At 73.2% G+C, this 15,640-nt stretch carries 8 protein-coding genes; 6 read left to right on the forward strand and 2 right to left on the reverse strand.

Going from position 1 to position 15,640, the window contains the following annotated elements; translation table 11 throughout:
- Positions 1-103 precede the first annotated feature (103 nt).
- The 5 genes from AA23TX_RS05090 to AA23TX_RS49525 are packed head-to-tail and all read left to right on the forward strand — an operon-like array spanning position 104 to position 11,847.
- Positions 104-5,872, forward strand: a complete 5,769-nt coding sequence (locus AA23TX_RS05090) for a type I polyketide synthase (protein WP_155541421.1) — start codon at positions 104-106, stop codon at positions 5,870-5,872.
- A complete protein-coding gene (locus tag AA23TX_RS05095) occupies positions 5,866-9,693 on the forward strand; it encodes a beta-ketoacyl synthase N-terminal-like domain-containing protein (RefSeq protein ID WP_155541422.1) in 3,828 nt (1,275 codons plus the stop codon). Before AA23TX_RS05090 ends, AA23TX_RS05095 begins: the two co-directional genes overlap by 7 nt.
- Positions 9,690-9,974: an acyl carrier protein gene (locus AA23TX_RS05100; protein WP_155541423.1), complete on the forward strand. Its 285-nt coding sequence runs from the start codon at positions 9,690-9,692 to the stop codon at positions 9,972-9,974. The genes AA23TX_RS05095 and AA23TX_RS05100 overlap by 4 nt, the downstream gene beginning before the upstream one ends.
- On the forward strand, positions 9,962-10,738 hold the full coding sequence (locus tag AA23TX_RS05105) for an alpha/beta fold hydrolase (RefSeq protein ID WP_155541424.1): 777 nt from the start codon (positions 9,962-9,964) through the stop codon (positions 10,736-10,738). Before AA23TX_RS05100 ends, AA23TX_RS05105 begins: the two co-directional genes overlap by 13 nt.
- Entirely contained in the window at positions 10,735-11,847 is a 1,113-nt protein-coding gene (locus tag AA23TX_RS49525) for a glycosyltransferase (protein ID WP_196425183.1), read from the forward strand. Before AA23TX_RS05105 ends, AA23TX_RS49525 begins: the two co-directional genes overlap by 4 nt.
- Before the next feature lie 124 nt (positions 11,848-11,971).
- Here the strand turns inward: AA23TX_RS49525 and AA23TX_RS05115 are convergent, their stop codons facing one another.
- Entirely contained in the window at positions 11,972-12,805 is an 834-nt protein-coding gene (locus AA23TX_RS05115) for an ABC transporter permease (RefSeq protein WP_155541425.1), read from the reverse strand.
- Positions 12,802-13,737 (reverse strand): ATP-binding cassette domain-containing protein, encoded by a 936-nt coding sequence (locus AA23TX_RS05120; protein WP_155541426.1) that lies wholly within the window; start codon positions 13,735-13,737, stop codon positions 12,802-12,804. The genes AA23TX_RS05115 and AA23TX_RS05120 overlap by 4 nt, the downstream gene beginning before the upstream one ends.
- 254 nt (positions 13,738-13,991) lie before the next feature.
- Here AA23TX_RS05120 and AA23TX_RS05125 point away from each other — a divergent pair, with 254 nt between their 5' ends.
- Positions 13,992-15,554 (forward strand): DUF6801 domain-containing protein, encoded by a 1,563-nt coding sequence (locus AA23TX_RS05125; RefSeq protein ID WP_155541427.1) that lies wholly within the window; start codon positions 13,992-13,994, stop codon positions 15,552-15,554.
- Positions 15,555-15,640 lie beyond the last annotated feature (86 nt).

Raw genomic sequence — 15,640 nt, forward strand, 5'->3', positions numbered from 1 at the left:
AGTTTCACACCCTAGCACGAGTATTGCTTTTTACAGGTCCGGTGCGTTATTCCTGTGATTGGTCTGCGTGAAGATCACCCCACCCCGCACAGGAGGTCCGCCGATGGCCGAGCTCGTCCCGCCGTCGCACGCTCGACGGCTGCGATGCCTGGGCATCGGCGACCCCGACGCGGTGGCCGCCGTCGCTCGCGGCGGCGGTCTCGGGGTGCTGGACGGCGCCGATCCGGCCGATCTCCGGCTCGTCGCGGCGCGGGTCCGGGTGCCCTACGGGGTGCGCACGGACGGTCCGGTTCCCGAGGGCGTCGCCTTCGCCGTCCGCACGACGGCGCCGTGGACCGGCTCGCTCGCCGAGGTGTCCGACCTCGCGACGGCCGGGGAGGCCGTCGCCGGTGGCGCGCTGGGGCTGCTCGCCCGCGGCGGCGAACTGAGCGACTTCGTTCTGCTGCAACAGCTTCTCGGCACGTTCGACGTCCCGGTGTGGGGCAACGCGGCCGGCCCGCGGACGGCGGTGGGGGCACTCGCCGGCGGCGCGGCCGGAGTGCTCCTCGATTCCACAGTGGAAGCGGACGTCCGCCGGGTCGTCGGCGCCTCGGTCCCGGCGGTCGCGCCGCCGGATCGGCTGTGCCGGACCTTGGGCAGCGCGCTCCCGGTGGTCCAAGGCCCGATGACGCGGGTCAGCGACCAGCCGGGGTTCGCGGCCGCGGTCGCCGAAGCGGGCGGGTTCCCGTTCGTAGCGGTGGCCACGGCGAACGGCGCGCGCACCACCGAGCTGCTCACGCGCACCGCCGAGCGTCTCGGCGACCGGCCGTGGGGCGCCGGCATCCTCGGTTTCGTGCCCGACGCCCTGCGCGTCGAGCAGCTCGTCGCGATCCGCGCCGCGCGGCCGCGGTGCGTGCTGATCGCGGGCGGGAAACCCGGACAGGTCAAGGCTTTGGAGGCCGAGGGGATCGCGACGTTCGTGCACGTCCCGTCGCCGATCCTGCTCGGGCAGTACCTCGACGCCGGGGTCCGCCGGTTCGTCTTCGAGGGCGCCGAATGCGGTGGGCACGTCGGCCCGCGGCCGAGTTTCGCGCTGTGGGAGGAACAACTCGACGTCCTCGGCGCGGCCGAGGACGTCGAAGTGCTGTTCGCGGGCGGGATCCACGACGCCCGGTCGGCCGCGATGGTCACCGCGATGGCGGCGCCGCTCGACGCCGTCGGCGTCCTGATGGGCACCGCGTACCTCTTCACCGAAGAAGCCGTGACGCACGGCGCGATCACCGGCCTGTTCCAGGAACGCGCGCTCGCCGCGGACCGCACCGTCACGCTCGAGACCGCGCCGGGCCACCGCACGCGGTGCTTGCCGAGCCCGTACACGGCGGAGTTCGAGCAGGTCAAGGCCGGGCTGAGCGACGTGCCCGCGCAGGAGGCGTGGCAGCGGCTGGAAGAGCTGAACACCGGACGGCTGCGCGTCGCGAGCAAGGGCGTCCGCCGCGACGGCTCGCCGCTGGCCGAAGAGACCCAGCTCGCCGAGGGGATGTTCATGGCCGGCGAGGTCGCCGTGCTGCGCGACCGCCGGACGACGATCGCCGCCCTGCACGCCGAGGTGACGGCCGGGAAATCCTTTGCGCGGGCGGCGGAACCCGCGTCGACCTCGGACACCGGGGACATCGCCGTCATCGGCATGGCCTGCACGTTCCCGGGTGCGCCCGACCTCGAAGCGTTCTGGTCGAACGTCCTGCGCGGCGAGGACGCGGTGACCGAGGTCCCGGCGGAACGCTGGGATCCCGCCGTCTACTTCGGACAGTCCACTTCGAAGTGGGGCGGGTTCCTGCCTCCGTTGGAAGTCGACCCGCTCGACTACGGCATCCCGCCGTCCGCGATGGGCAGCATCGATCCCGCGCAACTGGTGTCCCTGGAGACCGCGCGCCGGGCGCTGGCCGACGCGGGGTACGGCGAGCGCGAGTTCGACCGCGAGCACACCAGCGTCGTGTTCGGCGCGGAGGCGGGCGGCGACCTCGCCAACGCGGGCGCGCTGCGGTCGCTGCTCGACGGCTACCTCGACGAGGTGCCGCCCGAGCTGCTCGCCCAGCTGCCCGCGCCGACGGAGGACACGTTCCCCGGCACGCTCGCGAACGTCATCTCCGGCCGGATCGCCAACCGGCTCGACCTCGGCGGCGCGAACTACACGGTGGACGCCGCGTGCGGCTCGTCGCTGGCCGCGCTCGACCTGGCGGCGAAGGAGCTGCGGGCGGGGACGAGCTCGCTGGTGCTGTGCGGCGCGGTCGACCTGCACAACGGCATCCACGACTACCTGATGTTCACCTCGGCGGGAGCGTTGTCCCCGACGGGCCGCTGCCGCCCGTTCGACGCGGCGGCCGACGGGATCGCGCTGGGCGAGGGCGTCGCGTGCCTGGTGCTGAAGCGCCTGTCCGACGCCGAACGCGACGGCGACCGGATCTACGCGGTGGTCAAGGGCGTGGGCGCGGCGAGCGACGGCAAGGCGCTGGGGTTGACCGCGCCGCGTCCGGAGGGTCAGCACCGGGCCCTGGAAAGGGCTTACCGAGACGCCGGAGTATCCCCGGTGGACGTGGGTCTGGTGGAGGCGCACGGAACCGGCACGGTGGTCGGCGACGCGACGGAGCTGCGGACGTTGACCGGCTTCTTCGCCGACGCGGGTGCCGCGCCCGGCTCGTGTGTGCTGGGGTCGGTCAAGAGCCAGATCGGCCACACGAAGTGCGCGGCGGGCCTGGCCGGCTTGATCAAGGCGGCGCTGGCGCTGTGGCACGAGGTGGTGCCCCCGACGGTGCACTTGAGCAAGCCGAACGAGGCTTGGGACGCGGCGGCGAGCCCGTTCACGTTCACGACGAGCGCGCGGCCGTGGGCCGACCCGGCCCGCCTGGCGGGGGTGAGCGCGTTCGGCTTCGGCGGGACGAACTTCCACGCGGTGCTGGGCGCGGGACCGGTGGCCCCGGACCGTCGTCACGGCCCGCGCGATTGGGCACCGGAGGCGGAGGAGGTGCTGGCCGGGATCGGGCAAAGCACGGGCGAGCCGCTGACGGCCGGTACTGCGGGTCAATCCGTCTCGGGCGAGGCCGATCCGGGCGGGGTCGCCTTCCTCTTCCCCGGCCAGGGCAGCCAGCGCATCGGCATGCTCGCCGAGTTGTTCGTGCACTTCCCCGAACTCGCCGACCTCCTCAAGCTCGCCCCCGACGTCGCCGCGAAAGCGTTTCCCTCCCAATCCTTCGCCTCAGCGACCGCCGAGGCGCAGGAACAAGCCCTCACCGACACCCGCGTCGCCCAGCCCGCGCTCGGGCTCGTCGAAACCGCCGTCGCGAGACTTCTCGGCCAAGTCGGCGTGCGTCCCGACTTCCTCGCCGGGCACTCCTACGGCGAGCTCGTCGCGCTGTCGGTCGCCGGGGCCTTCGACACCGAGACCCTCCTCCGCCTGAGCCGGGCCCGCGCGAACGCCATCGCGGACGTCGCCCGGCCCGGCGCGATGGCCGCCGTCAAAGCGGCGAAGGACCTGCTGACCCCGACCCTCATCGGCCCGGACGTCGTGATCGCCAACCACAACGCGCCCGAGCAGGTCGTCCTGTCGGGACCCACGGCCGCCGTCGAGCGCGCTGTCCGGCGGCTGCGCGAAACCGGCATCACCGCCCAGCGGATCCCCGTCGCCTGCGCCTTCCACAGCCCGTTGGTCGCCGGGGCGGGTGATCTCTTCGGTGCCGCACTCGCCCGGGAGGACGTCGGGACCCCCCGGCGAACGGTGTGGTCGAACCGCACCGCGAAGCCGTACGAAGATGACGTCCGAAGCGAACTCGTTGCCCAGATCGGCGCACCCGTCCGGTTCCTCGACCAGATCGACGCGATGTACGACGCCGGGGCGCGGACGTTCGTCGAGGTCGGGCCGGGGCGGGTGCTCACCCGGCTGGTCGGGGAGATCCTCGGCGACCGTCCGCACACCGTCGTCGCCTGCGGGCCCGATCTGAAGGCCTTCCTGACCGCCCTGCGCACTCTCGCGCGAGCCGGTGTCGACGTCCGGACCGAGCGTCTGAACCGGCGACGACGTCCCGCACCCTCCCCGACCGCCTGGGCCGTCGACGGGCGGTCCGTCCGCGCGCCCGGCGCCGAGGCTCCCGCCCTGCCCCCGGCCCGACGAATCCGGAGTTCAGCCATGACCCAGCCCGCGCCCGGCCGCGACCAGGCGGTCGTCGACTTCCTCCGCGCCACCCGCGAACTCGTCGCCGCCCAGCGGGAGGTCATGCTCGGCTACCTGGGCAGCGCGCCCGCCCCCACGCCCGCACCCATCGTGATCCCCGAACCCGAACCCGAACCGGTGACCGAAGCCCCGGCGGACGTCAAGACCACCGTGCTCGGCGTGATCAGCGAGCGCACCGGCTACCCCGCCGAGATGATCGCCGGCGACCTCGACCTCGAAGCCGACCTGTCGATCGACTCGATCAAGCGCACCGAGATCGCGGGCACCCTGCTGTCCCGGCTGGGGCTCCCGGCCGACGACCGCACCGACCAGCTCAGCCGCGACCGGACCGCCGACGCGCTGGCCGCGCACCTGGAGAGCTGGCTGAACCCCGCCCCGGCGGCCGCCGCGCCCACGCGGTACCGGCTCGACCGGGTGCCCGTGCCGCTGGACCCGGATCCCGGGCGGCTGCGCGGGAAGACCGTGGCCGCCGAGGACGACGCCGTGCGGGCCGCGTTCGCCGCGGCCGGGGCGGAGGTCGTCACCGGCGACGCGGACATCACCGTCCTCCTCGGCGACGACGTCCTGCGGGTGTTCACCCGGCTCAAGGCCACGAGCGGCACCGTCCTGGTCGCCGCGAAACCCGGCGTCCCCGGGCTCCGCGGCCTGGTGCGGTCGGCCGCGCTGGAACGCGACGACGTCACCCGGCTCGTGGAGGTGACGCAGGACGTGGCGAAGACCCTGGTGGACGAAGCCCTCAGCGACGGGCCGGCGGTGGTCGGCCACGATGAGACCGGCCGCTTCACGATCGAACCCCGGCCCGCGGACCTCCCGGCGATCGCCTACTCCGGCGCCGGGCCGGGTGGGGGTGAGCTGTCCGCGCTCGGCCTCGGCCCGGACTCCGTCGTCCTGCTGGTCGGCGGGGCGCGCGGGATCACCGCCCGCGTGGCGATCGCGTTCGCCGCCTCGGGGTGCCGGCTCGAGCTCGCCGGGCGGACGCCGTGGCCGGGCGAGCCGGACGACCTGCCCGCCGACCCGGCCGCGATGCGCGCGGTGCTGGCCGGGCGCGGTGGCTCGGTCGCCGACATCGAACACCGCGTGCGGACCGTGCTGGCCCAGCGTGAAATCGGCCGCACCCTCGACGAGATCCGCGCCGCCGGCGGTGACCCGGCCTACCGGTCGCTCGACGTGCGCGACCCGGACGCCGTCCGCCACCTCGTCAAGAGCCTCGACGGCCGGGTCGACGGTGTCGTCTTCGCGGCGGGCGTGCTCGACGACAAGCTCATGGCGGACAAGGACGAGCACTCCTTCCGGACCGTGTTCGAGACCAAGGTTGACGGCGCGCGCTCCCTCCTCGCCGCGCTGGCCGAAACCGGCGTCGAACCCGGGTTCGTCACCTTCTTCGGCAGCATCGCCGCGGTGCTCGGCAACCGCGGCCAGACCGACTACGCCGCGGCGAACGACGCGCTGGAGGCGGTGGGCGCCGGTTGGCCCGGCCGCGCCGTGACCGTCCACTGGGGACCGTGGGCGCCCGCGGACGACCACGGCGGGATGGTGTCACCCGAACTCGCACGCGAGTACGAACGCCGGGACATCAGCCTGCTCGACGCGGACGAGGGCACCGCCGCCCTGCTGCGCGAACTCGCTTACGGCACCGACCGCGCCGTCCTGTACACGGCGTCGTTGTGGTGAGCCAGGAGCCGGTCGCGATCGTCGGCATGGGCGTGTTCCTGCCCGGTGCGTCCACAGTGGACCAGTACTGGCGGAACCTCACCGAGGGCGTCGACGCCGTCACCGAGATCCCGCCGCACCGCCGCGACCCGGCGTTCCACGGCCACGACGCGACCGCGCCGGACCGGACCCACGGCCGCCGCGGCGGGTTCGCCCCCGACACCCTGGACTTCGACCCGATCGCCCACGGCGTCCCGCCGATGTCGCTCGAAGGCGCCGAGCCGGACCAGCTGACGGCGCTGGCCGTCGCCCTGGCCGCGGTCGGCGACGCCGGTGGCCTCGGCCGGCTCGGCGACCTCGAGCGCGTCGGCGTCGTGCTCGGCCGCGGCGGCTACCTCTCGCCCGGGCTGCGGGGCTTCGACCAGCGCGTCCGGACCGTCCGGCAGGTCACCCGCACGGTCGGCGAGCTGATGCCGTCGGCCGGGCCGGACGTCCTGGACCGGCTCCGGACGGCGCTGCTGGAACCCCTCGGCGAGTTCCGGCCGGAGACCGCCGCCGGGCTGGTGCCGAACCTCGCCGCCGCCCGCGTCGCCCACCGGCTCGACCTCGGCGGCCCCGCGTACACAGTGGACGCCGCCTGCGCGTCTTCGCTGGTCGCGGTCGACCAGGCGATCGGCGAGCTGACCCGGCGCCGCTGCGACGTCGTGCTGGCCGGGGGCGTCCACCAGACGCACGACGACACGCTCTGGTCGCTGTTCACCCAGCTCGGCGCGCTGTCGCCGAGCCAGCGGATCAGCCCGCTCTCGCGCGACGCCGACGGCATGCTCATCGGCGAGGGCACCGCGCTCGTCGTGCTCAAGCGGCTGGCCGACGCGCGGCGTGACGGCGACCGCGTGTACGCCGTGATCCGCGGCAGCGGCACGTCGAGCGACGGCCGGGGCGCGAGCCTGCTCAGCCCGTCCGTCGCCGGGCAGACCCTCGCGCTGCGCCGGGCCTGGGACGGGCTCGACCCGGCGGAGATCGGCCTGCTGGAGGCCCACGGCACGGCCACGCCCGCCGGGGACGCCGCCGAGCTGACCACCGTCGCCGACTTCTTCGGGCAGGTCGCGGGACCGCGGTCGGTGATCGGCTCGGTGAAGTCGATGATCGGGCACACCCTGCCGACGGCCGGGGCCGCCGGGCTGGTCAAGGTGGCGCTCGCTCTGCACCACGGCGTGCTGCCGCCGACGCTGAACTGCGCCGACCCGAACCCGCTGCTGGACAAGACCCGGTTCCGGGTGCTGGCCGAGGCCGAGCCGTGGGGCGCGCTGCCCCGCGTCGGCGCGGTCAACGCGTTCGGCTTCGGCGGTGTGAACGCGCACGTCGTGCTGGCGGCCGGGGACCCGGCGCCGAAACGGCGGGTGCGCGTCGACGAGCCCGAACGCGTGCTGCGGCTGGCCGCGAACACCCCCGAAGAGCTGCTGGAGCGTCTCGACCGGCCCGGCGAAGGTGACGGCCCCTGCCGGATCGGGATCGCCGGCGTGGACGAGCGCAAGCTGGCCGCGGCCCGGAGGGTGATCGCCAAGGTGGCGGCCGAAGGCCGGTCGTGGCACGGTGGCGGCGACATCTGGTGCTCGGTCGACCCGTTGCTGCCGAACGGGAAGATCGCGTTCGTCCACCCGGGACTCGAGGCCGGTGCCGAACCACGCGTCGAGGACGTGGCGAAGCACTTCGGCCTCGACCGTCCACAGTGGTCCACGGCGAGTGTGCTCGACCGCGCGACGAGCGTGTCGGCGACCGGCCTGGTGCTCGACGAGGCCCTGCGGCGGCTGGCGATCCGGCCGGACGCGCTGGCCGGGCACAGCGTCGGCGAGTGGACCGCGATGCAGGCCGCCGGGATGTACCGGGCGGAGCCGGGCCTTCTCGACCGCTACTGGCCCGAGGGGTTCGAACTGCCCGACGCGGACTACCTGGTGCTGGGCTGCCCGGCCGCGCGAGTCGCCGAGCTGCTCCCCGGTGACCTCGTCGTCTCCCACGAAAACGCGACGAAGCAGACGATCGTGTGCGGCCCGCCCGACGTCGTCGCGAAGTTCGCCGAGACGTGCCGCGGCCTCGGGATCGTGGCGCGGACGCTGCCGTTCCGGTCGGGCTTCCACACCCCGCTGATGCGGCCGCACCTCGCGCCGTTCGCCCGGCTCGCCGCCGAGCTGGACCTGCGCGAGCCGGCGCTGCCGGTGTGGTCGGCGACGACCGCGCGGCCCTATCCGGCCGAGCCGGACGCGGTCCGTGAGCTCTACCTCGTGCACCTGATCCGCCCGGTCCGGTTCCGGGAGCTGACCGAAGCACTGCACGACGCCGGGTTCCGCGCGTTCGTGCAGGTCGGTGCCGGGCAGCTCGGTTCGTACATCACCGACACGCTCGGCGAGCGGCGGCACCTCGTCGTCGCGGCCGCGTCCGGCACCCGCTCCGGCCTCGCGCAGCTGCGCCGGGTCGCGACCGCGTTATGGACCGAAGGCGGGAACCCGGACTTCGCGGCCCTGGAGCCGCCGCGGATCCGGCTCACCACCGGGAACTCCCTGCTGTCGCTGGGAGACGCGGCTCGCGGGTTGCTCGACGCCCCCGCGGTGCCCGCCGGGGTGCCGGACGCGATCGTCGCCGAGTTCACCGCGTTGCTCGACGAGACCCGCCGGACCGCGGCGGACGTCGTGGCGGCGGCCGCGCGCAAGCGGTTCGAGTCCACTGTGGACGTCTCGCTGACCGCGATGCCGTACCTGCGGGACCACCGGTTCTTCCGGCAGCGCGAAGACTGGCCCGACGAGTCCGACTTCCGGCCGGTGGTGCCGGCCACGACGCTGGTGGACCTCGCCTGCCGGGCGGTCGAGCGCACTTGGCCGGGCACGACGGCGGTCGCGGTGCGGGACGCCGTGTTCTCCCGGTGGCTGATCGCGTCGCCGGCGCAGCGCGTGCCGCTGTCGATGAGCCGCGATGGCGACCGCGTGACCGTCGAAATCGGACCGTACGCGCTGCTGACCGTCGAACTGGGCTCGTTCGCCCCGCCGCCGTCCCCGGCCGGGGTGCCCGGGCCGGAGACCCCGCCGCCGCTGACCGCGGAGGAGATCTACGCGCAGCGCGAGATGTTCCACGGCCCGGCGTACCGAGGCCTGTCCCGGCTGACCGGCCTCGGCGAGCAGCACATCCGCGGCGAGCTCGTCGTCCCGGAAGCACCCGGCGGGCTGCTCGACAACGTCGGCCAGCTGCTCGGCTGCTGGCTGATGGCGGCCCGCTCCGACGGCCTGCTCGCCTTCCCGCGGTCGATCGGCCGGCTCACCTGGCACGCGCCGGAACCCGCGCCCGGGACCCGGGTCGCCTGCGTGATCCGCGTCCGGCTGCCCCGGCCCGACGTGCTCGAGATGGACGCCGAACTCGTGCGCGACGGCCGGGTGCTGGCGACCATCGAGGGCTGGCGGGACGTCCGGTTCCCCTGCGACCGCGCGGCCCACCGCGTGTACGCCTTCCCGGACCGCCACCAGCTCGCGGAACGACGCGACGACGGCTCGGCCGCGGTCACCGACCGCTGGCCGACGGTCGCCGCGCGGGACATCTACGCCGGCATCTACCTCAGCGCCGAGGAACGCGCCGAGTTCGCTTCGGTCTCGCCGCGCGCGCAGCGGGGCTGGTTGCTGAAGCGCATCGCCGCGAAGGACGCGGTCCGGGCGCGGCTCGCCGAACCCGTCTACCCGGCGGAGATCCGCGTCCACGACGACGGCCGGGTGTCCGGCCGCGGCCGCGCACTCCCGGACCTCGCCGTCACGGTCGAGCTGAACGGTGACACCGCCATCGCACACCTCAGGAGCACGCCATGACCACCGACCACGCGTCCGCGACTTTCGACGTCGTCGCCGAGCTGCTCACCGAGCTCGTCGGCGACGTGCTCGGCATCGAGATCACGCCCGAGACGACCTTCCACGAGGACCTGCAGCTGGAGAGCATCGACCTGGTGACCTTCGCGAGCATCCTCACCGAGCACTTCGGCGCCGAGGTCAACCTCGCCGAGTACCTGGCGGAGCAGGACCTCGACGACGTCATCGGGCTGACCGTCGGCGACATCGCCCGGTTCGTGGGGGAGCGCACGTGCCGACGATGACCGTGAACGGGCTGCGCACCAACGTGCAGCTCGTGCCCGCCGGCGGTACCGAGACCGTCGTGTTCCTGCACGGCATGGGCACCGACAGCCTGGCGAGCTTCTACCTCACGCTGGCGCCGCCGGTGGCCGCCGCCGGCATCGACGTCATCAGCTACGACCTGCGCGGGCACGGCAAGACCGAGCGTCCGGTACGGGGCTACACCCTGGACGACTTCGTCGCCGACCTCGACGACCTGCTGAAGCAGCTCGGCGTCGACCGGCCGGTGCACCTGGTCGGCAACAGCTTCGGCGGGACGCTCGCCTACAGCTACGCGGTGGCTCAGCCGGCGCGCGTCCGGAGCATCGTGTGCATCGAGTCCGAGCCCGCGACCGAGGTGTGGGCCGGGAAGATGAGCGAGATCCTCGCGTACACCGTGAAGTTCCTGCAGGTCGAGGAGAGCTTCGACTGGATCGAGGCGAACTTCAGCGCCCACCACCGGCGGCTGGCGCGGATGGCGGCCGAGCGGATCACGTCGACGAAGATGGCCGAAGAGGTGCCGCTCGGGCCGTTGCTGACGTGGGAGCAGGTGGCGGCGATCGGCTGCCCGGTGCTGTCCATCCTGGGCAGCCAGGGCTACCAGGCCGACGACCTCGAAGCGCTGACGTCGGTGCTGCCGCACGGCGAGCTGCACGTCTTCGAGGGGCAGGGGCACTCGGTGCTGGTCGAGCAGCACCGGGAGGTGCGCGAGCTGGTGCTGCGCTGGATCGAACGGCACGCGGCGTGAGGTTCCTGCTGGTCGTGCCGCCGCTGGCCGGGCACGTCGCGCCGTTGCGCGGGGTGGCTTCGGCGTTGGTGGCGCGAGGACATTCCGTGGCCTGGTGCGGTCCTTCGCCGGAAGTGTCCACTTTGGTCCCCGGAGTGGTCTTTCCGGCGGGGGACTCCGCGCCGTTTTCGCTTTCCCTGCGGCCGCCCGAGCTGCGGGGCTTCGCCGCGTTGAAGTACTTGTGGGAGTCCTACCTGGTTCCCCTGGCGGACGCGATGGTGCCGGGGGTGCAGGCGGCCGTCTCGTCGTTCGACCCCGACGTGGTCGTGGTGGACCAGCAGGCGATGGCCGGAGGGCTGGTCGCCGCGCGGTGCGGGCTGCCGTGGGCGACCTCGGCGTCGACGTCCACCGAGCTGGCCGACCCGCTGGGCGCGTTGCCGAAGATCGCGTCCTGGGTTTCCGATCTCCAAGCCGGGCTGCGGGCCCGGCACGGCGTGCTGCTCGGTGACCTGCGGTTCTCGCCGCACCTGGTGCTGGCGTTCACGACGCGGGCGCTGGCCGGTCCGTCCCGCTTGGCGGCTCCGGTGGCTTACGTCGGTCCTGTACTGCCCGGCGCCTCGGGTGAATGGTCCTCTTCGGACGGTCGTCCGCTGGTCGTGGTGACGCTGGGGACGTCGAACGTTTCGGTGGGCGCACGGTTCCTCGCCGAGAGCGTGGACGCGTTGGCGGGCATGCCTTCCGTGCAGGGGCTGGTGGTGGATCCGGCGGGTGGGCTGGTCAGCGAGAACGTGCGGCTGGAACGGCGGATTCCGCAGGTCGCGGTGTTCGCGCGCGCGTCGGTGGTGGTTTGCCACGGCGGGCACAACACGGTGTGCGAGGCACTGGCGGCCGGGGTGCCGCTGGTGGTCGCCCCGATCCGCGACGACCAGATGATGCTGGCCGAGCAGGTGACGTCGGCGTCGGCGGGGGTCCGTCTCCGCTTCGACCGCGCGAAGTCCCCGGACATCCGCAAAGCGATCGAGTCGGCGGACCAGTACCGGCCCGGCGCTCAGAAGGTCCGCGAGTCGTTCGCCGCGGCCGGCGGCGCGGACGAGGCAGCAACCCACCTCGAATCCCTCGCCCGCACGTGATCGAGAGGTCGACACGCGTGATTGGGGAGTCGACACGGCGCGGGTCGGCGGCCGGGCCGTGTCGTCGCTCCAATCACGCGAGTTGACCCTTCAATCACGCGAGTTGGCGTTCTGGTCACGTGTGTCAAGCGCGGTTCTGGAAGGTGCGGGCGGCCAGGGTCGAGCCCGCGATCGCGGCCACCGCGGCGATGGCCAGCGCCGTCACCACCGACCAGCCGATCGGGCGGGCCAGGGCCAGGGCGCGGGTCGCGTCGATCGCGTACGTCAGGGGGTTCGCCGCCGAGACCGCGCGGACCCACGCCGGCATCGTGTCCAGCGGCATGTACGCGCTCGACGAAAACATCAGCGGGAACATCACCACGAACGACGCCGCCTGGAGCGTCTCGGCCTTGCGCAGCCACGTCGTGATCGCGACGAACACCCAGCTCAGGCACCAGCCGACCACCACCGTCAGCAGCAGGGCCAGCCCGAGGCCGAGCACCCCGCCGGCCGGCCGGAACCCCAGGAAGACGACGCTCGCGAGCGCCGTCACCACCAGCTGGACACCCAGCCGGGTGGCATCGGCCAGGGTCCGGGCCACCAGCACCGAGAACAGTGAGATCGGCAGGCACCGCAGCCGGCCGGTGAAACCGCCGTAGATCTCCGCCAGCAGGCCCGCGCCCGAGCTCATCGCCGTCGTCATCGCGATGGTGACCAGCGTCGCCGGCACCAGGAAGTTCACGTAACCCTGGTACGCCGCGACCCCGGGCAGCGACCCGACGCCGCTGAACACCTGGCTGAACAACAGAAGCAGCACCACCGGCTGCGCCAGTCCGAAGAAGACCAGCCGCCGGTCGCCGAACGCCGTCCGCAGCGACCGGGCCGCCAGCACGTGGACCTGCGTCCAGAAGCCGGATTCCGGCCACGCCGCGGGGTCGGCGAGGGCGGCCACCGCCGCGTGGTGCCGGGCCTGCGTCACGACGCCACCGCCGTGCGGTGCAGCGAAAGGTAGACGTCGTCGAGCGTCGGCTCGGTCACCGTCAGGTCCCGCAGCGGCGCGCCGGCCGCGTCGAGCGCGCGCACCAGCACCGGGACGTCGCCCGGGCCGCTCAGCGGCACCGAGAGCACCAGCCCGGCGCGGGCCGCCGCGAGACCGAGGTGCGCCAGCGCGTCCACCGCGCGTCGCAACGCCAGCTCGGTGCCGAAGGCCAGCGTCGCCGTCCGGTTGCCGAGCCGCGCCTTGAGCTGCGACGGCGTCCCCGACACGGTGATGTGGCCGAAGCCGAGGACGACGACGTGGTCGGCCAGCCGGTCGGCCTCCTCGAGGTACTGCGTGGTCAGCACGACGGTCGTGCCCCGCGCCGCGAGGCCTTCGACGACCGACCACAGCCCGGAGCGGCTGACCGGGTCGAGCCCGGTGGTCGGCTCGTCGAGGAACAGCACCTGCGGCGCGCCGACGAGGCCCGCGGCGAGGTCCAGCCGCCGCCGCATCCCACCGGAGTAGGTGCCTGCCGGGCGGTCGGCCGCGTCCTCCAGGCCGAACGACGCGATCAGCTCGGCGGCCCGCGCCTGCGCCTGCCGCGGCTTCGCACCCAGCAGCCGGGCGATCAGCGTCAGGTTCCCGCGGCCGGTCAGGGCGTCGTCGACCGCGGTGAACTGCCCGGTCACCCCGATCCGGCGCCGGACCGCGCGGCCGCGCTGCACGACGTCGTAGCCGCAGACGCGGGCGGTGCCGGCGCTCGGCCGGACCCGCGTGCTGAGGATGTCGATGAGCGTCGTCTTCCCGGCGCCGTTGTGGCCGAGGACCGCCAGCACCGCGCCGCGGGCGACGCTGAGGCTGATCCCGGCGAGCGCGGTGACTTCGCCGTACTGCTTCGCGAGGTCAGTCACGGCGATGACCGGCTGGTTCATGGCCGCTCCTTTCCCTGCTCGGAAAAAAGGTATCGGGAAACTGCGTGGAGGAGCAAGAAGATGGCCGCCATTCGCCGCCCGCGTGACAGTTTTCGCGAAGCCGGATATCACCCGCATGACAACCGCTGACCTGCGTGACCCTTCGCGAAGTGGCCGATCCCTCGCGCGTGACAAAGAATCGAGCGCGGCTTGTCGGCCCGGTTTTGCGGAGGTACTTTTCGCTGAAATTCCCCCATTCCCCGAGGTGACGAGCCGTGAAGTTTCCGTGGAAGTCGAGAAAGCCCGCCTACGGCCTCGCCGTCGCGACGGCAGCGGGTGTCGCGGCGACCGTCGCGCTGGTCGGGGCGGGGCCGAGCCAGGCCGCGCCGGTGAGCCTGACGCTGAACTACAACTGCCCGTTCCCGCTGATCGGCGACCAGGTCCTGGCGGTCAAGATCGACACGAACCTGCCCGACGACGCCGTCGCGGGCTCGTCGTCGACGCCGATCACGTTCGACGTCGACGTCACCGTGCCGGAGACCGCGACCGAGGGCCTGACGCTGGTCGGCGCCACCTCACTGGACGGCTCGGCCAAGGCCGCGGCCCAGCTCAAGTACCCGGTGGACAAGACGCTGAACTTGAACCTGCCGCTGACCATCGCGTCGACGACGGTGCCGGCGTCGGGCGCGTTCCACGTCAAGAGCAGCGGCAAGGCGCCGGCCGTGACGTTCCCCAGCCCCGGCACCGCGTCGGTGACGGTCGGGAACTTCAGCACCACCATGACCCCGCGCACGGCGGACGGCCAGCCGACCGACCTCGGGACGTTCACCTCGGACTGCGTCGCCGTCCCGGGGCAGAACCAGCAGCTGGGCACGTTCGAGATCAAGCCGGTGGGCGGCACGACCACGCCGACCACGCCGACGACGCCCACGACTCCGACCACGGAGCCGACGACCCCGACGACCGAGCCCACGACGCCCACCACGGAGCCCACGACTCCGACGACGGAGCCGACGACTCCGACCACCGAGCCCACCACGCCGACGACCGAGCCGACGACGCCCACCACGGAACCGACGACTCCCACCACCGAGCCCACGACTCCGACGACGGAGCCGACGACCCCGACCACGGAACCGACGACTCCGACGACGGAGCCGACGACTCCGACCACGGAGCCGACGACTCCGACCACGGAGCCGACCACCCCGACGACGGAGCCGACGACCCCCACCACGGAGCCGACGACCCCGACAACCGAGCCGACGACGCCCACGACTCCGACCACCGAGCCCACCACGCCGACGACCCAGCCGACGACGCCGCCGGGCGGCATCGACGTCAAGTACTCGGTGAAGGGCAAGTCGACGCTCAAGCAGCTGCACGCCACGCTGCCGCTCGGCCCGGGCAGCCTGAACGCCAAGCTCGACGCGGCGTCCGGCAAGTTCGGTGCCCAGCTCTCGCTGCCGAAGTCCGATGTGTACTTCCGCGTGCTCGGCTTCATCCCGGCGTCCGCGACCGTGAAGCTCGACCAGGTCGGCGCGATCAACGGCACGCTCACCGGCGGTGCGGTCAAGGCGGACGCGCAGGTCGACGTCCAGCTCACCAAGGTCCGCGTGTTCGGCTTCCCGATCCTGTCGTCGAACTCCTGCCACACGGTGAAGCCGGCCGACGTGCCGCTCGCCTCGGCGCCCGGCTTCGACCCGCTCAAGGGCGGCAAGCTGACCGCGACGTACGGCATCCCGCAGTTCACCGGCTGCGGTTTCCTGACCGGCCTGATCACCGGCATCACCTCCGGCCCCGGCAACAAGCTGGAAGTGAACCTGACCAGGAAGTGAAGTTGTGACGCGGCGCGGGAAAACCGCGCCGCGCACCACTGAGCGGCGTGACAAGAAAAGCGGATTCCTTGTGTGACAAAGGGAAT

The organism is Amycolatopsis camponoti (assembly GCF_902497555.1).
Taxonomy (GTDB): Bacteria; Actinomycetota; Actinomycetes; order Mycobacteriales; family Pseudonocardiaceae; genus Amycolatopsis; species Amycolatopsis camponoti.